Origin of the sequence: Lentzea sp. NPDC004782, from assembly GCF_040609115.1 — a bacterium.
Classification (GTDB): Bacteria; Actinomycetota; Actinomycetes; order Mycobacteriales; family Pseudonocardiaceae; genus Lentzea.
In genome coordinates, this window is sequence record NZ_JBEXJN010000017.1 from 148,191 (window position 1) to 167,579 (window position 19,389).

The 19,389-nt window shown below is 64.8% G+C and carries 15 protein-coding genes and 1 pseudogene; 10 read left to right on the plus strand and 6 right to left on the minus strand.

Annotated features, from left to right (window positions below):
* Positions 1-129: 129 nt before the first annotated feature.
* From ABZV40_RS18410 to ABZV40_RS18425, 4 genes are all read left to right on the plus strand, one after another.
* Positions 130-453 carry a hypothetical protein gene (locus tag ABZV40_RS18410; protein WP_355442421.1) on the plus strand — a complete coding sequence of 108 codons (324 nt, stop codon included), beginning with the start codon at positions 130-132 and terminating at the stop codon, positions 451-453.
* A 335-nt stretch (positions 454-788) separates the two neighbouring features.
* Positions 789-2,354, plus strand: coding sequence for a hypothetical protein (locus ABZV40_RS18415; protein ID WP_355442372.1), 1,566 nt, complete (start codon positions 789-791; stop codon positions 2,352-2,354).
* Complete coding sequence (locus ABZV40_RS18420) at positions 2,351-3,562, plus strand: PrgI family protein (protein WP_355442375.1); 1,212 nt, start codon at positions 2,351-2,353, stop codon at positions 3,560-3,562. Before ABZV40_RS18415 ends, ABZV40_RS18420 begins: the two co-directional genes overlap by 4 nt.
* Positions 3,562-5,391, plus strand: coding sequence for a DUF87 domain-containing protein (locus ABZV40_RS18425; RefSeq protein WP_355442377.1), 1,830 nt, complete (start codon positions 3,562-3,564; stop codon positions 5,389-5,391). Before ABZV40_RS18420 ends, ABZV40_RS18425 begins: the two co-directional genes overlap by 1 nt.
* Positions 5,392-5,456: 65 nt before the next feature.
* Here ABZV40_RS18425 and ABZV40_RS18430 read toward each other — a convergent pair whose 3' ends face one another.
* Genes ABZV40_RS18430 through ABZV40_RS18440 form a run of 3 tightly spaced genes read right to left on the minus strand, consistent with a single transcriptional unit; the run spans position 5,457 to position 8,633 of the window.
* Positions 5,457-7,235 (minus strand): hypothetical protein, encoded by a 1,779-nt coding sequence (locus ABZV40_RS18430; protein ID WP_355442380.1) that lies wholly within the window; start codon positions 7,233-7,235, stop codon positions 5,457-5,459.
* Positions 7,232-7,543 (minus strand): helix-turn-helix transcriptional regulator, encoded by a 312-nt coding sequence (locus ABZV40_RS18435; protein WP_355442383.1) that lies wholly within the window; start codon positions 7,541-7,543, stop codon positions 7,232-7,234. The genes ABZV40_RS18430 and ABZV40_RS18435 overlap by 4 nt, the downstream gene beginning before the upstream one ends.
* A gap of 4 nt (positions 7,544-7,547) precedes the next feature.
* On the minus strand, positions 7,548-8,633 hold the full coding sequence (locus ABZV40_RS18440; protein WP_355442386.1) for a tyrosine-type recombinase/integrase: 1,086 nt from the start codon (positions 8,631-8,633) through the stop codon (positions 7,548-7,550).
* A gap of 381 nt (positions 8,634-9,014) precedes the next feature.
* On the opposite strand from ABZV40_RS18440, the gene ABZV40_RS18445 reads away from it, so the two are divergent.
* Together ABZV40_RS18445 and ABZV40_RS18450 are read left to right on the plus strand one after the other, a co-directional pair.
* Positions 9,015-9,848, plus strand: a complete 834-nt coding sequence (locus tag ABZV40_RS18445) for a hypothetical protein (RefSeq protein ID WP_355442388.1) — start codon at positions 9,015-9,017, stop codon at positions 9,846-9,848.
* A 55-nt stretch (positions 9,849-9,903) separates the two neighbouring features.
* Positions 9,904-12,444: a type IV secretion system DNA-binding domain-containing protein gene (locus ABZV40_RS18450; protein ID WP_355442390.1), complete on the plus strand. Its 2,541-nt coding sequence runs from the start codon at positions 9,904-9,906 to the stop codon at positions 12,442-12,444.
* A gap of 132 nt (positions 12,445-12,576) precedes the next feature.
* On the opposite strand, the gene ABZV40_RS18455 is transcribed toward ABZV40_RS18450, so the two are convergent.
* Positions 12,577-13,215 (minus strand): hypothetical protein, encoded by a 639-nt coding sequence (locus ABZV40_RS18455; protein ID WP_355442392.1) that lies wholly within the window; start codon positions 13,213-13,215, stop codon positions 12,577-12,579.
* A gap of 263 nt (positions 13,216-13,478) precedes the next feature.
* Here ABZV40_RS18455 and ABZV40_RS18460 point away from each other — a divergent pair, with 263 nt between their 5' ends.
* Together ABZV40_RS18460 and ABZV40_RS18465 are read left to right on the plus strand one after the other, a co-directional pair.
* Complete coding sequence (locus ABZV40_RS18460; protein WP_355442395.1) at positions 13,479-14,384, plus strand: replication-relaxation family protein; 906 nt, start codon at positions 13,479-13,481, stop codon at positions 14,382-14,384.
* A 4-nt stretch (positions 14,385-14,388) separates the two neighbouring features.
* Complete coding sequence (locus ABZV40_RS18465; RefSeq protein WP_355442399.1) at positions 14,389-15,357, plus strand: bifunctional lytic transglycosylase/C40 family peptidase; 969 nt, start codon at positions 14,389-14,391, stop codon at positions 15,355-15,357.
* 87 nt (positions 15,358-15,444) lie between these two features.
* On the opposite strand, the gene ABZV40_RS18470 is transcribed toward ABZV40_RS18465, so the two are convergent.
* Both ABZV40_RS18470 and ABZV40_RS18475 read right to left on the minus strand, forming a co-directional pair.
* Positions 15,445-16,743 carry a hypothetical protein gene (locus tag ABZV40_RS18470; protein WP_355442402.1) on the minus strand — a complete coding sequence of 433 codons (1,299 nt, stop codon included), beginning with the start codon at positions 16,741-16,743 and terminating at the stop codon, positions 15,445-15,447.
* A gap of 231 nt (positions 16,744-16,974) precedes the next feature.
* Positions 16,975-17,580, minus strand: a complete 606-nt coding sequence (locus tag ABZV40_RS18475) for an HNH endonuclease (RefSeq protein WP_355442405.1) — start codon at positions 17,578-17,580, stop codon at positions 16,975-16,977.
* A gap of 580 nt (positions 17,581-18,160) precedes the next feature.
* On the opposite strand from ABZV40_RS18475, the pseudogene ABZV40_RS18480 reads away from it, so the two are divergent.
* Together ABZV40_RS18480 and ABZV40_RS18485 are read left to right on the plus strand one after the other, a co-directional pair.
* Positions 18,161-18,373, plus strand: a pseudogene (locus ABZV40_RS18480) (zinc-ribbon domain-containing protein); the annotation flags it as partial.
* Between the two features lie 246 nt (positions 18,374-18,619).
* Positions 18,620-19,291 (plus strand): hypothetical protein, encoded by a 672-nt coding sequence (locus ABZV40_RS18485; protein ID WP_355442424.1) that lies wholly within the window; start codon positions 18,620-18,622, stop codon positions 19,289-19,291.
* Positions 19,292-19,389 lie beyond the last annotated feature (98 nt).

A 19,389-nucleotide genomic window follows, 5' to 3' on the forward strand; every position in this document is an offset into this window, starting at 1 on the left:
TCCAAGCCCACTTCAGCAGGCCCGACAAGCTCACACCCAGCGGGAGCGAAGCCGGCCTCAGCCAAGCTGACGAGCAAGGAACCCGCTAGGCGAATCAGCCTCATTGATCCGATCTCTTGGCGCTTGCGGCTGTTGCTGCCTACGACGCTCGCAGCGCTCACGGTGCTCGTGTGGACCGTGCCATCCGCGGCTGCGGACACCGTGCATGTGGTGGCGCTGGCAGCGTCCGTGGACGAAGTTCTGACGAACATCCGCAACTGGATCATGGGCATCCTCGCGGGCCTGGCCACGGTGTTCCTGTCGATCGCGTTCGTGCGCCGCATCGCCGGCTCGGGTGACCCCGGCGAGATGGAGAAGTCAAAGACCGCGTTCAAGTCGGCCTGCTGGGGCTACGGCGGCGCTGCGCTGGCCCCGCTCGTGGTCGAGATCCTCAAAGGGATCGTGGGGGCCTGATCATGACCAGCACCCACCCCACTCAACGCGGCGCTCGGCAGCCGGTACCGGTAGGTCCGGATGCGTCCACGGCCAAGTGCTCGATCAGCAAAACGCGGTCCAGCCGTACGCACCGGTGGGCGGGGTGGATGCTGCTTGGCAGTCTGCTGATCGTGCTCGGCGGAGCGTTCGAGCTCTCCGCTTCAGCTCAGCCCACGACACCTAGCACCACGCCGTCCAGCCCTACCCCAACCACAACTGCATCGTGCGCGGCGTCACCGCCGGGCCAGCCCCGGCCTCCTGGCTGTCTGCCGCAACCGACCACTGCGTCACCGACGCCCCCATCGCTCCCGCAGGTGAGCACCGCGCCAACCGTCTCAGGCGGTGAGTGTGGTTTCACCAATCCGAGTGCGTGCGTCGGGGAAGGCATCTCGGCCTTTGTGAACAAGCTGGTCGGCGAGGCGCTGAACATGCTGCTGCGGTGGATCGGCAGCACGTTGTTGTCCACGCCGACGCTCGATCAGTTGCCGCGCATCGGCGAGATCTGGGAGCAGTCCCGCCTGCTCGTCGTCGCCGCGTACTCCCTGCTCGTCCTGATCGCGGGGATCGTGCTGATGGGGCACGAGAGTGTGCAGTCCCGCTCCTCGTTTCGGGAGATCGCTCCGCGGATAGTCATCGGGTTCATCGCCGCCAACCTCAGCTTGTTTCTTGGTGACCAGGCGATCCGTTTCGCCAACGCGGTCTCGGTCGCCGTGCTGGGCGACAGCCTTGATCCGCAGACAACCGGCAGCGCGATGGCCGAGCTGTTCGTCGCGATGGTGGCCCGCTCGGTGGTCGACGGCGGCATGTTCGCCGGGTTCCTGTCGCTGGTGGTGACCATCCTGCTGGTCGCGCTCGGGATCGGTTACGTCGAACGCGTCGCGCTCACGGTGATCCTGCTCGGGGGTGCGCCGCTGGCGTTGATGTGCCACGGCCTGCCGCAGACCGAGGGCGTGGCGTACTGGTTCTGGCGCACCGGCGCCGGAGTCCTCGGCATCCAGGTCGGACAGAGTCTGACCCTGATCTGCGCGCTCAAGGTGTTCCTGCAGCCCGGCGGGTTCGCCTTCTTCGGCACCGCGACTCCGAACGGGATTGTCAACCTCATCGTGCTGATCGCCCTGCTGTGGATCCTGGTGAAGATCCCCGGCTGGGTGCTACATCAAGCCAAGCCATCTGGAGGACGGCGTTCGTTTGTCGGTGGGCTGGCCCGTGCGTTCGTGTTCGGCAAAGCGATGGGCCTGCTCGGCGCACACGGCGCGGGACGGCATGTGGCCTCAGCTGCCTCGTCCGGCAGCGCACGTCCCGCTTCCGCACCCCGGCAACCGGCCCCGATGCACATGCGCGGGCAGCTCACTCCGGAGATGGTCGCTCAGCGCATGAAGGCGGCTTACGACGCGGAACGCGTTCGCGCTGCGCGCCGCTCGGCCGTGCCGTCGCAAGCCCCCAAGTTCCTGCAACCGCAACCCCAGCAGACCGTCCACGATCCCGCTGTCATCCCCGCACCCCTTGGCCCGACCCAGCCTGAGTTCAGCTCGGCCCCACTGCCGAGCGTCCCCATCGCCCGTCCTTCGCCGCGGCAACCGCGGCCCGGTTCGGCACCGCGATTCCAGGCTGCTGGCGGGCCTCGTCACCGTGGTCCTGCACCGGCACCGGCTCGCCCGATTCGTGTGGCGTCAGTACCGCCGCAACTGCGGTTCCAAACAGCCGGACCGACACCGCCTCAGCCCTCAAGCCCTGCCAAGCCCGCATCCGCGCCTGCAGCACCGGTGTTCCGGCAGGCACAGCCAGAGCCTCGCATCGGTGACGCCTACCGGCGGACGCACTCAGTTCCGCCGCCGGTGTTCCGTGCGCCCAAGCCCGCCCCAGGAGGTGACGGGAAATGAGTTTTCCGGTAAGGATTCCCGCCGACGTCGATCGCGAGGACCGGGTCATTGGTTCGCTGACCGCGCGGCAGCTGCTCATCCTCGCCGTCACCGGAGTCGTGTTGTACGGGACGTACACGATCACCCGAGGCTTCGTTCCGTTGACAGTGTTCCTCATCGGTGCCATCCCGATCGGAGTGACCGCCGCATTCCTCGCGCTCGGTCAGCGCGACGGCATCACTATGGACCGACTGGTGTTGGCAGCACTGCGGCAACGTGTGAGTCCGCGGTACCGGGTCACCGCACCAGAAGGTGTCCATCCGGCGCCAGAGTGGCTCGCCCACCAAGCGAACATAGGCGGCCACGGCAATGCCAACACGCCTCACAGCTCAACAGCTGTGGTGTCGCCGGCCGCGTTGCGGCTGCCAGCGGAGGCGGTCACCGATACCGGCGTCATCGATCTCGGCAAGGACGGCGTCGCGGTGGTCGCGGTGTGCTCCACGATCAACTTCGGGCTCCGCACGCCTGCGGAGCAGGAGTCCTTGGTGGCCAGTTTCGGGCGGTATCTGCATTCGCTCACCGCACCCGTGCAGGTGCTCATCCGCGCGGAACGGCTGGACCTGTCCGGGCAGGTCGCCGAGCTTCGCGAACAAGCCGGTGGCTTGCCACATCCGGCGCTGGAGCAGGCGGCGCGCGAGCACGCCGAGTACCTCGACCAACTCGGCCGCGCGACCGAACTGCTTCGTCGTCAAGTCTTGTTGATCCTGCGAGAGCCGCTGGTCGCTGGTGGCCCGGCAGACGGGCTCGGGGGTGTCTCACCGCTAGCAGCGCTGGCGGCCCGACGCCGCGCCGCTAAGCAAGCCAGTCTGGTCGACGACGCCACCCGGCGCGCCTCAGAAGCACGGCTGGCGCGTCGGCTCGGAGAGGCGGTCGAGCTGCTCTCACCCTCCGGCATCACGGTCACACCGCTCGATGCAGGGCAGGCCACTGCGGTGCTGGCCGCGGCCTGCAACCCCGACAGCCTGGTTTCGCCAAGCGCTGGGCTGGCCGCGTCGGACGAGGTCATCACCACTGTTCCTGCCGAGGGCTGGGACGAGAACGCGTTTGGCCCGTCCGTCCTCACCTCTCACGAGCAGTCCTCCGACGCAGACGACGGCTGGGGCAACGACTTCGACGACACCTCCGAAGAAGTCGACGACTACGACAGCGCAGTAAGGAGGTTCCGCTGATGAAGGCCAAGGACAAGCGCCGAGCTAAGCGCTCGGTTACTCGGCCACCGCTCGGGCGAGCGGGCGCGTTTACCCCGGACGCCATCTCGGTGCACCCACGCGCGCTGGAGGTCGGTGGCGAGTGGGTCTCGTCGTTCGCAGTCACCGGCTATCCGCGTGAAGTGCACAACGGATGGCTGCAGCCGCTGCTGACCTATCCCGGCCGTGTGGACGTGTCGCTGCACATCGAGCCGATAGACCCGGTCACCGCAGCCGACCGCCTGAAGAAGCAGCTGTCCAAACTCGAGTCCGGACGTCGGCACACGAGCGAGAAGGGACGACTGCTCGACCCTCAGGTCGAAGCGGCAACTGAGGACGCCTACGACTTGGCCGCACGGGTCGCCCGCGGCGAGGGCAAGCTGTACCGGATGGGCCTGTACCTCACGGTCCACGCCCCGACCGAGGAAGCCCTCAACGAGGAGATCGCCGCCGTACGTGCGCTGGCAGCGTCTCTGTTGCTGGACTGCAAACCGACCACATACCGCAGCTTGCAGGGCTGGGTTACCAGTCTGCCGATGGGCCTGGACCTCGTCGGCATGCGCCGCACCTTCGACACCAGCGCATTGTCCGCGGCGTTCCCCTTCACTTCACCGGACCTGCCGCCACCGGACCCGACCTCCGTCGCCGCGCCCACCGGAGTGCTCTACGGCTTCAACGTCGGAAGCCAAGGGCTTGTGCACCACGACCGGTTCGCGTTGGACAACCACAACTCCGTGATCCTCGGGCGCTCCGGTGCTGGCAAGTCGTACTTGGTGAAGCTGGAGCTGCTGCGGTCGCTGTACCGCGGCATCGAGATCCACGTCATCGACCCCGAGGACGAATACGCCCGACTCGCATCGGCAGTCGGCGGAACCTATGTCCACCTCGGCGCTGAGCAGGTTCGGCTTAACCCGCTGGACCTGCCGATCCACACTCGCCCAGACGGACGCCGCACCGCGCCCCGCGATGCGCTGATCCGCCGGTCGTTGTTCCTGCACACCGTGATCTCCGTGTTGTTGGGCAGCGAACTGGCCGCCCCCGAACGCGCGGCACTGGACCGGGCGATCACCGCGACCTACCAGCGCGCCGGGATCACCTCGGATCCGCGGACCTGGACCCGCCCTGCACCGCTGCTGCGAGACCTCGCGGAGGTTCTCGTCCAGGGAGAAGAACCGGCAGGCGTCGAGCTTTCGGCGCGCCTGCACCCGTATGTCGCGGGCGCGTTCTCCGGCCTCTTCTCCGGGCCGACGTCGACACGTCCTGAGGGACATCTGGTGGTGTTCTCGCTGCGGGATCTCGCCGACGAGCTCAAGCCGATCGGCACCCTGCTCACGCTGGACGCGGTGTGGCGGCAGGTCTCCAACCCTGCCATCCGCAAACCGCGGCTGGTCGTGGTCGACGAGGCATGGCTGTTGATGAAAGAACCTGCGGGCGCCGAGTTCCTCTTCAGGATGGCCAAGGCGTCGCGTAAGCAGTGGGCTGGTCTCACGGTCGCCACGCAGGACACCGCCGACGTGCTCGGCTCGGATCTGGGTAAGGCTGTGGTCGCGAACGCGGCCACGCAGATCCTGCTGCGGCAGGCCTCGCAAGCCATAGACGAGATCTGCCGCACCTTCGATCTGTCCATGGGTGAGCGCCAGTTCTTGCTCTCCGCGGACCGCGGCCAAGGCCTCTTGTCGACCGGAACGCAAAGGGTGGCGTTCCAGTCCATCGCGTCGCCGGCCGAGCACTACCTGGTCACGACTTCCCCGGAGTTCCTCGCAACTCTTCAGGATTCCGAAACGAACTCAGGGTGGGTGGACCTGTCATGACGGTAGACGCGTACCGGAGTTCGCGGAACCTGGGGATGGTGCCGGCGCCGGGAACCGTTGTGTGGTCAGGTGGGCATGCTTGTTCGGGCGTACTCGGCGATGCCAGGGTGGTCGACGGTGGCGGTGTAGCGGTAGGCGCCGGCGATCGACAGTCCAAAGAGGTCACAGATCAGGCGGACATCGCCGCCGCTGGCGTGCGCCTCGTCGAGGATGCGGTCCTGGCGGATGGACTGGGCGCTCATGCCGAGGCGCTTACGGATCCACCACGGTGTGACCGGGCTGGTCGTGGTGGCGTTGCGGTAGTGGATGAACAGGTGCTGGTTGGCCGTGCCGGGCCAGTGTCGTTGCCGGTAGTTCAGGTAGGCGGTCAGCCGCAGCCGGACTGGAATCGCCAGCGGGATAACACGGTCGTCGATGTACAGCCGACCGTCGTGCACGTCGGTGAGATGCATCGTGCACAGCTGGTGGATGCGGATGGCGTGGAAGGCCAGCAGTGCCGCGAGTGCGGCTCGGGTGGCGTCCTCGGAGTCGAGTGCTTCTCGCAGGGCGGTGAGGTCGATCGCCGGTGGGGCCGGTTTGTCCGGGGTGGGCACGCTGATGCGCGCGGTGGGGTTGATGAAGGTCAGTTTGCGGGCCTTGAGAATCCGGAAGATGGACCGCAGGCCTTGCAGCGTGGTCGAGCGTGGGCTGCCGCTGGCGGGCAGGACCGCGCGGACGTCGTCGCGGCCGATCTCGCGCAGCGAGTCGTGGGCGTGTGCCCAGGTGCGCAGGGCTGGCATCGCGAAGGACAGCTGAGCGCGCACGGTGCGGTCGTCCCGAGGTGTGAACCTTGGCGGCGTCGGGCTGCCGTGGCGGGCGACGTCGAACCACACGGCGAGTTCGCGGCGCATCGGTTCGGGCAGCAGGGCGATCTGGGTGTCGAACCAGCGCACCACCGCAGGCACCCGGTCGTCGGCGAGCATCCCGGCCGCGGCCAGCACGTCGAGAACAGGCCGCACCGGGTGGCGAATGCCCGACAACGGCAGCACCTCGCTCGCGCGGATCGCCGCGCCAGGAGTGTTCTGCATGCCCAGCAGCATGCGGAACGCACGGTGCACTTGCTCGGTGACGTTGATGCCCCAGCCGTGAGTGTCCGCGAACTCGCGCACGAACGCGTGCCACGCCGCCATGCGGGCGGGATCCGGTGGTGGAGGGAAACCCTTGTGCAGTCCGGTCTTCAAGTCGCGAGGCAACTCCCACAGCACCAGCTGCGCGTAGGTGACAGGACGCAGGAGAGCCATGTCCGGCGGGATCGTGGTGCGGGCGTAGGGACGACGGCCGTGTCCGGTGCGATGCCACAAGCCGGCGAGAAACAATTGCTGGCCGTGCCGGTTGGCCTCCGCGAGGCTGATGGCGGCAGGCCGACAGCCCAGGCGGTAAGCGAGCAGGCTGCGGGTCTTGCGGCACAACCGGCACGAGCCCTGAGCATTGAGGGCGACATGCTGCCCGCAGGTGCGGCAGTCTCCCACCTGGGGGTGGGTTTCCCGCCAGGAACGGCATGCGGAACACAGCCAGCCGTAGGTGCGGGTCACACCCCAGGCGTGACAGTCCGGGCAGGCATCGACCACCACACGGGGCTGGACGAGCGGTCCGGGCTGGCGCCACACCGGCGAGCGTTCACCGGGCGCGTGGGTGTGGCACCGGGCGCACAACCCCGACATGTAGTAGTCCTGTGTGGACCCGCACTTGCGGCACGGTGGCGGAGTGACCGGCCCGCCGGGCCAGCACTGGAAGCAGAACGGCACGCCGACCATGGCGGGCGGGCGTACTCCGCACACCTCGCAGCGGTGCGGGCGGCCGGTCACGCCGGTGGCACCGACCGGTGCCGCCCAAGCCTCGGCGTGATCACCGAACCGGGCACCGGTTCAGGCGGCTCTGGCTTGCGCGCGGCGACCTGTTCGGGCTCGCAGACAAGCAGGTCGGCGGCGTCGCACTGCAACACCGCGCAGATCACGTCCAGGTCGTCGAGCCGGATCGACGTCGGCGTGCCGGTCCACAGCGCCGACATCTTGCCGGCACTGATCTCCAAGCCTGCCTCACCCAGGCGGCGGCGCATCTCGGTGGACTTCCAGATCCCCCGCTGCGCGGCCACCATCCGCAGCTCCCACCGCATCGGCTCACCCCTCCTGTTGTCCCAGCCGGGCGGCCACCCGGCGGTTGGCCCTGGCCCACGCGTGCTCGATGTGCTCGTCCCGGACGTGGATGTAGCGGGTCGTGGTCGACAGCCACGTGTGCCCGAGGATCTCCTGGATCGCCTTGAGATCCATGCCGCGCCCGTACAACGACGAGGCGCAGTAGTGACGAAGCGTGTGCGGCGTCAGACGGCCCACCCAGCCCGGCAACCACAACCGGGTCGCCTCGGCCAAACCGTCGCGCAACGACTGGTCGCACGCCCGCCTGCAGCAGCCGGTGAAGGTGTCGCCGCGTTCGCTGGGCAGCAACGGCGCATCCGGGTCCTGCCAGTCATCACCGAACTGGTGCCGCACATCGACCAGCCACCAGTCCAGCAGGGCGGCCACCGAGTTGATCGCGGGCACCAGCCGGGACTTCGGGCCACGACCGTGGCTGCCCTTGCCGAACCGGACATGCAGCTTGCCGAACTCGCCCAGGTCGCGCCGCCAGTCGCGGATGTCGAGCATGTAGGTCTCGCGGATCCGCAAGCCGGCCCGGCGCCACAACGACGCCGCCAGGTAGTCGCGGGCCGCGATCAGGAACTTCCGCTTGTGCTGCAAGGAATCCCGCCACGCGCCGAACAGTGCCTCGACTTCCTCGTCGGAGGGAGGGATGCGCGGCTGTCCGTAGTCGGCCTTGGCGGGCCGGTTGTACTCGTCGATCGGCTGGGTGACGACGTGTCCAGTCAGCAGCTCGATGTCGGTCTGGTAGCGGGCGATCAGGAAGTCGAAGAAGTGGCCGATGGCCCAGGCCTTGTGCTGCACAGTGATTCGCGCACGATCGAGGTGAACACGTTGGTGAGCAAGGAAACGATCCGCGTCATCGGGCTGCGCGGTCCAGACCGGACGCCCCAGGAACCCGATGAACTCGAACAACACCGCGCGGTCGTTGCCCACCGCGCTATCGCCCAAGCCCGCGCCAACCGAGGCCAGCAAGTACTGGTCCACGAGCTCCTGCTCGAAGTCCTGCGCGTCCTGAACATCATCAAGTCGTCGTGGAGCGGCCAGCGACCGCACCACCGCCAGTGCCATGGGCACCTCCGCGGCCCATCCCTGAGTCGGCCAGCAGTGACGATACGCCCCAAATCTCGACAAGTCTTCAGGAATCCTGAAGTTCCTTCGAACACCCGCAGCAGCCTGGGCCGCTGCTTCTGGCCAGCGCAACGTCACTCAGGGCCAACGCACTGTCTGAACAAACTCAGGGAACTTCCGGCACAGCCCAGCAGAACTCGCCGGATATTCCGACAACTCTTCAGGAATCACGAACTCCTTCGTCGAGCTCGCCACCGACGACGAAAAGTCGGACTCCTTCGACGATGGCGATGCCTCCCAGATCGAACTCGACGCCGCCTGACCTAGTCCCTGCGCCGCACCGTCTAACTCGACCGCCGACTCACCTCTTAGGGGACACCCATGCCCGCTTCACTGCCCGGCTCCCAGAACGCTGACCGACCTACACGGCTGCTCACCCAGAACAGCGAGATGCGCAAGATCGGCGCATGGAACTGGTCACTACCCGCCTTGGCAGTGCGCCTAGCCGACGGCCGAGCCGTCAAGACTTGTCCTAGCGCAGGAGTCTGCGCGCAAGCGTGCTACGCCCGCCATGGCACGTACACATGGCCGGTCGTGCAAGCCAAGCACCGGGCGAATCTCACGTTCGTCCTGGACGACCTGGCTGGCTGGGAAAGCTCCATGCTCACCGAGCTAAGCGCGGCGAAGTTCCACGGAGCATGGATCCGGATTCACGACAGCGGTGACTTCTTCTCCGATCCCTACCTGCTGGCCTGGCTGCGGATCTGCCACGCCCGTCCGGACGTGAACTTCTACGCGTACACCAAAGAAGTCGACAGGTTCCGTCGTCTTGTCGAGCCGAACCCACCCGCGAACTTCCTGTGGGTCTACTCCTATGGCGGAACACAAGACGCTGCCCTGGACCCCGGCGTGGATCGCGTGGCCGACGTGTTCCCCGACGCGCAAGCGATCGCCAGCGCCGGATGGGCGTCGCAGGAAGCCAGCGACCTGCTGGCAGTCCTCGGCCCGCGACTTGTAGGCGTCCCAGCAAATCAGATTCCCGCTTACCTCAAACGGTTGGCTGGGCGCAGGTTCTCCGAGTGGCAGGCCGAAGTCGACGCAGAACGCACGGCTCGCCGACACCTGCGCCTGGCAGTCGACAACACCCGGCCCACCACCAAGCCTCGCACGCCCGACCACGTGCAAACGCCGATCGAACAGCAGGAAGCGGCTTGACCCGACACGCCCTGCACATGCCTCGATCCGTCGCGATCGTTGATGGGAGCTCCCGATGTCTTATCCGATCATCGCCGCACCGCTGTCATTGCTCCAGCTACAGCGGGACGCGCTGCACGTGGCTGTTCTCGGCTCACCGGTCGGCGACTACCTGCGCGACCCTCTCGGCGTGTTCCGCAATGCCCTGGCCTACCTGCGTGACCTCGCGACTGCTTGGGGCCCGATCGTCGGGCCGATCATCGCGCTCGCCGTCGCGGCAGCCGCCATCGCCCGGCGACAGTGGCGTCTCCGCTACCACGACAAACTGGCCGCTGACGCCCGAGTGATCACGGTGCTGGCACCACCGACTGTCGACCCGTCCGGCGCGCTCACGGTGTGGTCGAACCTCGTCGGCCTGCTTCGACCGGGATGGTTGCGCCGGTTCAGCGGCCAGCCCCACCTCGGGTTCGAGCTGACGTTCACCGACGACGGCCTCCAGATCCGATTCTGGGTACCTGGTCTCGTACCACCCGGCATGGTCGAACGCGCGATCGAAGCTGCGTGGCCCGGTGCACACACCCGCACGGCTCCAGCTAAGCCTCCGATCCCGCTTAGCGCCGCTGCGGCCCGCCAGGTCATAGCGATCGGCGGTGAGCTCCGGCTCGCGCGTTCCGAGGCGCTGCCCATCCGCATCGAACACCCAGCCGACCCGCTCCGGGCGCTACTCGGCGCACCTGTCGGGCTCGGACCACACGAGCGCGCCTGCGTCCAGGTCCTCGCACGACCGGTCGCCGGGCACCGGGTGGCCAAAGCACGCAGAGCAGCGCGCCACGTGCACACGGGCAGCTCAGCCAACTTGATCGGTCGGCTGCTCGACGCCATCACACCCGGCAAAACCGCCAGGCCCACCACCAGCACGCGAACCCCGCAGCTGGACCGGCAGACCAGCCTCGAGTACGCCGCCCAGGACCGCGCGGTCGTGGACAAGCTACGCACCAACCAGTTCGAAACCCGCATCCGCTACGCCGTGGGCACCACCGTGCCCGCCGACACGACGCCTGGCGAGATCCAAGCCGTGCGGGAAGTGCTGCGGGGCCGCGGACACGCGATCGCCTCCGCGTTCTCCGCCTACTCCGAGCACAACTACTACCGCCGCGTCAGGCTGCGCCAGCCCATCACGACGCTCGCGGAACGCCGGTTGAACAAAGGTGATCTACTGTCCATTCCGGAGCTCGCCGCGATCGCACACCTGCCGACCGACGACGCCACTCCAGGCCTGCAGCGAGCCGGTGCTAAGGCCGTGCCACCCCCACCCGGCATCGCCACGACCGGTGACCTCATCAAGCCACTCGGCTTGTCGGATTCCGGACACTCCCGCCCGATCGGCCTGCACGTCGCCGATGCACGCCACCACGTGCACATCATCGGAGCCACCGGTTCCGGCAAGTCCGAGCTGATGGCACGAATGATCCTCGACGACGCCGAGGCAGGCCGCGGCGTCGTGGTGGTCGACCCCAAGGGGGACCTTGTCTCGGACATCCTGATGCGACTACCTCAGGAGCTCGGCCACAAGGTCGTGCTGTTCGACGCCGACAGCAAGTCCCGCCCACCGATCCTCAACCCGTTGGAGGGAACGGACAAGGCTCGCGCGGTCGACAACCTCGTCAGCATCTTCTCCCGGATCTACGCCTCCTCGTGGGGACCACGCACCGATGACATCTTGCGCGCCGGACTGCTCACGCTAACCGCGATGCCAGGCACACCGACGCTCACCGATCTGCCCAAGCTGCTGACCATGCCGTCATTCCGGCAGCTGGCATGCGGCCAAATCAACGATGAGGTGCTTAAGGGCTTCTGGTCCTGGTACGACGACCTGTCGGAGGCCAGCCGAGCCCAAGTGATCGCGCCGCTGATGAACAAGGTCCGCGGATTCCTGCTGCGACCCTTCGTCCGCGCCGCCATCGCTGGCGGTGCATCCACAGTGGACATGGACGACGTGCTCAACACCGGCGGTATCTGCCTTGTCCGGATCGGTCGCGATGCATTGGGCATGGAGACCGCGCGACTGGTTGGCTCGATCGTCGTGGCTCGCACCTGGCAGGCGGCCAGTCGCCGCGCTCGTGTTCCACAGCGCCTACGCCGTGACTGCGGCTTGTACGTCGACGAGTGTCATAACTTCCTGAACCTCGCGTACCCGTTGGAGGACATGCTCGCCGAGGCTCGTGGCTACCGCCTGTCCATGACGCTGGCACATCAGTATCTCGGGCAGCTACCGAAGGAGCTCGAAGAAGGCATCAGCACCAACGCCCGATCGAAGATTTTCTTCAACGCCAGCCCAGAGGACGCAAGGCGGCTCGCACGCCACACCACGCCACGGCTCTCCGATCACGACCTGTCCAACCTCGGCGTCTACCACGCTGCCGTTCGTCTGGTCATGGGCGGAGAGGAAGCGCCCGCGTTCACCATGGTTACTGAGAAGCTGCGGCCCGCGATCCCCGGACGGGCAAAGGAGATCCGTCAGGCAGCGAGAATCAACACCCGCGCGCCAGTCATCGATCCTGGTGATGCCATACCCACCCTCACGAACACCGCTGCGGATCCTCGCAGGACAGCATGATCCGCCTACTGGGTCTCCAGGACGTGCCCAAAGCCTGGGCCTACTGCGCACGGCACATCGTTTACGGCCCCGCCGTGGGCGCGGGCCAGCTCAAGCATCTGGGTGGTCGACTCATTCAGCCTCCCTCACCTGCTACCCCCACCAACGAGGGCACTCGTCGGCCGGATCGTGCTCGGAGCACGACAGCGCATGAAGCATCTTGATCGCGACGACGGTTGACGTCTGCTGCAGCGCCAGATCGTGACTCAACTCCTGCTCGTCGCAGGCTTCCACCCCCATCGTGGTGATCACAGGAACCCATTCACCACCGCCACCGGCGTAATTAACCCAGCTGTAGCCGGTGTCAACCCTGTTATGGACAGCATGATTGCGCCTCGCTTGCGCCTTGCGAATCTGGCGCACATGCGATTGGAAAGCAACCTTGTCACGGTCACAAAGCTTGTCCCAGATCTTCTTCAGCAGCGCGCCAGCCATCATCCTTCCAGGATTTTCCTGCGGATCCAGCACACACAGAATGCGGCCGAGTACGGCTTCAGTTTCAGCCGCCTGGACCATGATTAGACCGCGGAGCTGCTGCATGTCGGCCGTGTCATAGCCTCTGGGCTCACCTCGCCCGTCCTCGTCAGGACGCCGGTAGGCGTCATCAAGGATGTCCGGCCACTCACGTACCCGCGGACCGAACTCGGGGGCCTGAAGACTCCATTCGTCAGGCCTTGGCGAGTCGTCACGCAGGTCGTCCCATTCAGGCGGCATCGGCTGCTGTTCTCCCACACAGAGCAGTATGGAGCAACTTTCTTACCCGCACCACCGGATTACAAAAAGCGCCCGCCGCGCCACACAACCGCCCCCACCAACTCCCAGACATAAGTCCCCTAATTGAACGGAATTTCCTACTCATGATCTCGAATCAAACTCCGCAGCGAGCACTCCGCGGACACATGCCTCAGCGGCCCACGCCACGCGCAGCCACCACCGGACAGCATCACGCCCAGCTCGCGAGTCGGCTCACCCTTCGCGACCGATGGCTCGCACGGATGCTGGCCGAGCACAAGGTCCTAACCACCCAGCAGATCGTCGAGCTCTGCTACCCAAGCACGCGCTCAGCCAACCACCGACTCTTGGATCTCTACAAGTGGCGGGTGGTGGACAGGTTCCAGCCGTTCGTTACCTCCGGCACCGCGCCGATGCACTACGTGCTCGACATCGCCGGTTCAGTCGCGCTGGCCTACGAAGACGGCATCGACCCCAGGAAACTGCGCTACCGACACGAGGACGCCATAGGGATCGCCCACTCCCTGCGCTTGGCACACACCGTGGGCACGAACAGCTTCTTCACGAAGCTGATCGCCCTCAGTCGCCGGCCAGGTGCACGCGGGCGGCTCACGGCATGGTGGTCCGAGCTGCGCTGCAAGCGCCTGTTCGGCGACATGGTCCGCCCCGACGCTTACGGCCGCTGGCGCGAAGACGGCCAGCAGATCGAGTTCTTCCTCGAGTTCGATTTCGGCACAGAGGAACTTGGCAAGCTCGCACGCAAGCTTCACGACTACGCCAAGCTCGCCACCACAACGGGAATCACCACACCAGTCCTGGTGTGGCTGCCCACCAACCGCCGTGAGACCTCCGCCCGCACGGCGCTCGCACTCGCACTGTCCGAACTGGACCGCCCCGCGCTGGTGCCAGTAGCCACAAGCGCTGCAGACGTTTCTGGCGTGGCAGGCGAGAACAACCCGGCAGTCGCCAGGTGGCTGCCGGTCTCCGGAACAACATCGCAGCGCCTCGGCCGACTACGGCTTCTGGATCTCGCTCAGCTCTGGCCACACGCCATCCCGCCCGCAGCAACACCGTCGTCGGATGCGTTCTCGCCACGCCACTCACTCACAGAACTTGCGGCACCGAACCCCCTTCCACCCCCACTTTCAGCGAACTGCTCTCCGAGGTGACAACGTGAAGATCGTCATCGCCGCCACCCTCGCTGCAGTGATCGCCATCCCCGTTGCCGTTGGCGGCGCCGGCTACGCCGTCGTCGGCGCTCTATTCGGCAACAGTGGCAACCAACCCAGCCAGGAAGCACTCACCGACATCCCCAGCGACTACCTCGCCCTTTACCAAGCAGCAACACAGGCATGTCCTGGACTCGACTGGTCGATCCTCGCCGCCATCGGCAAGATCGAGAGCAACCATGGCCGCAGCTCCCTGACCGGAGTCGCCGACGGAACAGAGAACGTCGCAGGAGCGCGCGGCCCCATGCAGTTCCTTCAACCAACCTTCGACACTGTCGCAGCCAGGCACCCGCTTCCCCCAGGTGGTAGTCACCCGCCGTCACCCTGGAACAAGCACGACGCCGTCTACGCCGCGGCCTACTACCTGTGTGACTCGGGTGCCCCCAAGGATCTCCGTAAAGCGATCTTCGCTTACAACAACGCAGACTGGTACGTGAACGACGTCCTCGAACAAGCGCGCAAGTACCGCGTCGCCATGGTCGGTACGGGCGACTGCAACAACGTCCAGGCGCCCAACCCAGCTGTAGCCATCGCCATTCGGTTTGCCTGCGACCAGCTCGGCGACCCGTACGTCTGGGGCGGCAACGGCGAATCCGGATGGGACTGCTCCGGTCTGACCACTGCTGCGTACGCCGCAGCAGGAATCAAGCTCCCCCGCCACACCCAAGCCCAATACCAGGCCGGACCACTAGTCCCTAACGGGCAGCCGCTGGTACCTGGAGATCTGGTCCTCTACGGCACACCAAGCAACGTTCACCACGTCGGTCTCTACATCGGCGCAGGGAAAATGGTGCATGCACCGACGTTCGGACAACCGGTCACCATTGCTCCGTACCGCTGGGCCGGCGACGACTACCTGGCCGCTTCGCGGCCAGTCGGAGGCATAGCTGATACGACTTCCGCACATGCTTAACCTCCTTATACCGTGGCCGCCACATGATCACTTGTCGACCCTGGGGACCGTCTCTCCGTCCGAAGGAACCTCGAGTACCCACCCGCTCTATTGCACGCTTGGATTGAACGCGTCAGGGTCTGCAGGGTCCCAAGCGCCCTTGTTAAGCAGGGTCAAGGGGGTCTCTCCGGGCACTCTGAACTGGAAACCATTCCAGCCAATCGATATTCTGAAATCAATCAGCATCTTCTGACTGAAGCTCTCAACCGGCCATGGTGCCGAAAAACCAAAGATGCGTCCAAACATGTTCTCCGGCAAGATTCTCCGATTGCAGTTGTCGCACGTACGAGGCTCCCGCCGAATCTCCGAAACTAGCTCAGTGAACACCGCCAACCCATCCGTCGAGGGCTGGCGAACTAGAGGAACTGCACTACGGCAGTCACACGCGTATAGCACTGTCAGAAATGGCTGATACCCACACCCAGAGCAGACAAACCCCCTAGTACCGATCATTGCACGCACCACAGCATGGTTGCACATTGGACACCTAATTGGCCCGCGGTAGAGGAAGTCGGCGAGAGTCATCTTCCAAGTATGTTTCCACCAGCGGCGAAGGATATTCTTATATGCTGCACGCTTCAGTGAGTAGTCCCGCGCATTCGCTACCTGCCTTCTTGGATCAAGCACGTAGCCTATCGGAGTCCGAAGATAGCTCGACGATGACGCAATGAAGTCCACAGGAAGCAGAGGAAGCAAGATCGCGTCCTGCAGCTCGCGGAGCAGGACGGTTCGGCGGCGACGACGCGATTTTGCCATGTGCGAAGACGTATACTCATCGAATAGCGAAACAAGAGCCACGTCACTGAAGTTTTGAACAGGAAAGACAGATCGGAACGTACTAGCAAAAATCGCCCTAGTTGTCGCCGCATCACGACGCAGGTCCCGCACAGAGAGTACTGTATTGGCGGCAACCTTGGCACTGATGCCGTAAACAGAATCAAAGTCGTTCCGGCATTGGATCCATTCGCTGATGATACCGGACGCAGCAACCGAATGTAACCGTTCTAGATCGTCTGCAAACGTGCGCGCCCCTGAGCCCGACAGAGATGGAGCCTCGATTCTAAAGGCTGCGTACATGTAGCTCGAAGACATGCCAAGGGCCGCAAACCGTACAAGTTCAGCCTTCAGATCTGAAAGACCGAGAGATTTATCCTTGACACTTACGACGATAACACCGTGATCCCATCGAACCTCGATGTCATCCACTTTCTCGAACGAGACCCTGCCGACTCGCTCAACGACATCGTAGGGAGCATCAGCCAATCGACCACCGATAGCTTCAATCGCGACTATCAAGGCAACCGAATCTTGAGTTTCGATACGGCTGGCGACTTGACCGCCTTTCATGCGAGGCGAAAATTGGTTCCCGTCGGGCGCTTGACTCACGCTCACCCCCGTAGTGTTCTGACCGGAATTGAGTTAGGCAATGATCGTTAACTACCCGTTGCTTTCATCTGTCACAAGCGCCCACGCCAGCAACTCACCCAAATGCACTAGCCTTGCGAACCTGGATCTTGGCGCTGCCTCATCGCGCTCGTGCCTACTGATGCTCAGTCAGCGCGGCGAGACATACGTCCTCTATGCCCGAAAGACCGTCGAGCGGTGCCAGGCGAAATACTGCTCCGAACCTGCAGAGTGTGCCGTGCATCGCTTGCCTTCCAAGGCGATGAGACGACTCTTTAGCGCGGAAGGCTCCAAGGAATCAGCAGTTTGAATGTATCCGGCACCACTAACGGTAATCCAGCCAGCTTCGTAAAGGGCGTCACAGCCTAGGACGCAGGCAAGCATGGCCACGTTGAAGAGGTCGCGACGTTCCTCTTCACTACACAATGAACGCTTCTTGATGTGCGCGGCAACGAGAAGCTCCAACGGATACCGGTCGCCACATATTGCACAGCAGGCACTTTCGCCGTCGCCTGTCAGAATTTTTCGCAACTTGACTTGCTCGCGCCTGACATGCACCCACGCCTCACCCTCAAGTTCCCCGTCAAAGGAGGCGGGCCCATTGAGGGAAATCGAGATGTCGTCACACACGGGTTCCCGCAGTGACGGCACACTCAACTTTGCAGCCAGGAGGTCGATGTCCGAAGCCCCGAACCCAGGCACGGAGAAACATAGCTCTACGTACTCACGGATAGGCCCGAATTCAACCATTCTCCGCTTCGGCACAGGATAGTCATTCAAGTCATCAAGGGTAAGAATCTCGCGGCGGAGGTCGCTTATCGATTTTACGGTCGCCAAGGGTATGGGACCGTTCTTCAGGTTGTTGGCCCCATGTTGTGACTGAGGACCTCGACGCGCACGAGCAGCTACCCACTCGACCACTGCCTGCATACGCCGTAGCCGCTCAAGCAGCAGCTCAAGCGCTTCCTCATAGTTGCGGTATTCCCAGGAATCCTGACGGGAGCTTGAGCGTGGTCTACAAGCCAGCAGAGCACAGAAGTAGCCATCATGGTCCAGCCTCAACGAGGTCTTGCACCCAGCTACATCATCTACAGGTACCCACATGCGCCCACAATGGCAGGAGGCACCGACATTGGTGCCAAGCCCGGCCGCGGCTGGAGCTTCGCCTCAGCTCAGGTCCCCGTGTGATCCGATCACCGCTTCGGCGGCTGACGATGACGTCAGTGCCTGACCTTGCGCATGATGGGTCCGTTGGTGCTCGGTTCCCTGTGTTCGCTGGTAGCAGCGCCATGCTTACGCCGAACGCCGAGGAACGAGCGACGACCGTCCGCTGGACCGCCTTCGGCGTACTGTCCGAGTTGTGGGCTCCAGACCGGCACAGTCGTTGGCTGCGTTGTTCCCGTCCGTAGCCGCTACGTGGCATCCGACGAAGAACGGGAAGAGAACGTCAACAGGCACGCCAGCCACGAGCGTCCTCGACGTCTGGTGGGCTTGCCAGGATGGTCATGAGTGGCGCGAGCCCGTGGCTGATCGAGTGCGCCCAGACCGTTGGAAGAGCGGTGACCTTGCCGCGTGCCATCAGTGCACAGGCCACTGGCGGGATACAACGTTTCGGTGTGGCCATCAACTGATCGTGACGGCGTATGAAGCGCGGCCTGAGCGCAGGTGTCACGCTTGCGAGAAAGTGGCTTGGTCGCAGCTAAGCAGCCCGTACATCCGCACCGGCGTTGACGGCTCCACAGCCTTCCTCGTGTCAGAACTACAGGCCGAGCTCCTGTTCACAAGGCTTGCCGCGCAAGCTTCAGCCGCACTGCCACCCGTGCTGTACCGCGAGTGGCGCTCGAAGTGGTGGTGTAGCGGGGAAGAGGCCCTAGTGAAGGTGAGACAAGGCGATTGCCGCTCATTCAGCTGGTTCATGCGGCGAGCGAGCGAGCAAGTCGAAGACGCCTTGGCGATGCTCTCGACGCTAAGCGATGAACCACGCTCTGTCGCGCACATCGGCTTGACGGACAAGGAGTTCTGGATTGCCGGTATCCGCCACATCGCCGGCATGGAGGCTCCCAGTCCCGTCGATGGCTCGACAACTGCAGCGAGCCTTGGCAAGCGTCTGCGCGATCGGGCACAGGCAGTCGCTAAGGCTGTTAGCGAAGGAGGTGTGGCCGCGGGGACTGCTGAGCTAACCGAGCTCATCGTGCGGTGGGCATGTGCGAGCAGGCGTGCTGGGCACCGCTGGATCTGCCACCGCGAGGTGTTTGTACCGGTCATACGGGAAAGTGGCTCGCTGTCGGGGATTGTCGATCTGGTCATCGAGCGACCAGGCTTGCCCGACCTGGTGGTCGAGATCGACTCGACGAACAAGGGGTGGAGTGCGGAGAAGTTGCAGTTCGCACATCGAGCGGGTGGCGTTCCGATCTGGGTGCGGTGGCACCGTGGACCAGTCCGGCCAGTCGCGGGCGTCCACATCGTTGACCTCACCCCGCGGACCGACTAGCGCGCTAGATGAGTAAGTCCAAGGGGTAGGCACCTGGAGACCTGGGGCGAGGGTGTCGATGTACGGGTTGTGACGACCGACATTGACACCCTCGCGAC

What these genes read in the sequence shown, in the direction of transcription:
- ABZV40_RS18420 (WP_355442375.1), top strand. Translation starts at nt 2,351, where the DNA reads ATGAGTTTTCCGGTAAGGATTCCCGCCGACGTCGATCGCGAGGACCGG.
- ABZV40_RS18450 (WP_355442390.1), top strand. Translation starts at nt 9,904, where the DNA reads ATGTCTTATCCGATCATCGCCGCACCGCTGTCATTGCTCCAGCTACAG.
- ABZV40_RS18425 (WP_355442377.1), top strand. Translation starts at nt 3,562, where the DNA reads ATGAAGGCCAAGGACAAGCGCCGAGCTAAGCGCTCGGTTACTCGGCCA.
- ABZV40_RS18470 (WP_355442402.1), bottom strand. Translation starts at nt 16,743, where the DNA reads ATGAAAGGCGGTCAAGTCGCCAGCCGTATCGAAACTCAAGATTCGGTT.
- ABZV40_RS18435 (WP_355442383.1), bottom strand. Translation starts at nt 7,543, where the DNA reads ATGCGGTGGGAGCTGCGGATGGTGGCCGCGCAGCGGGGGATCTGGAAG.
- ABZV40_RS18460 (WP_355442395.1), top strand. Translation starts at nt 13,479, where the DNA reads ATGCTGGCCGAGCACAAGGTCCTAACCACCCAGCAGATCGTCGAGCTC.
- ABZV40_RS18440 (WP_355442386.1), bottom strand. Translation starts at nt 8,633, where the DNA reads ATGGCACTGGCGGTGGTGCGGTCGCTGGCCGCTCCACGACGACTTGAT.
- ABZV40_RS18445 (WP_355442388.1), top strand. Translation starts at nt 9,015, where the DNA reads ATGCCCGCTTCACTGCCCGGCTCCCAGAACGCTGACCGACCTACACGG.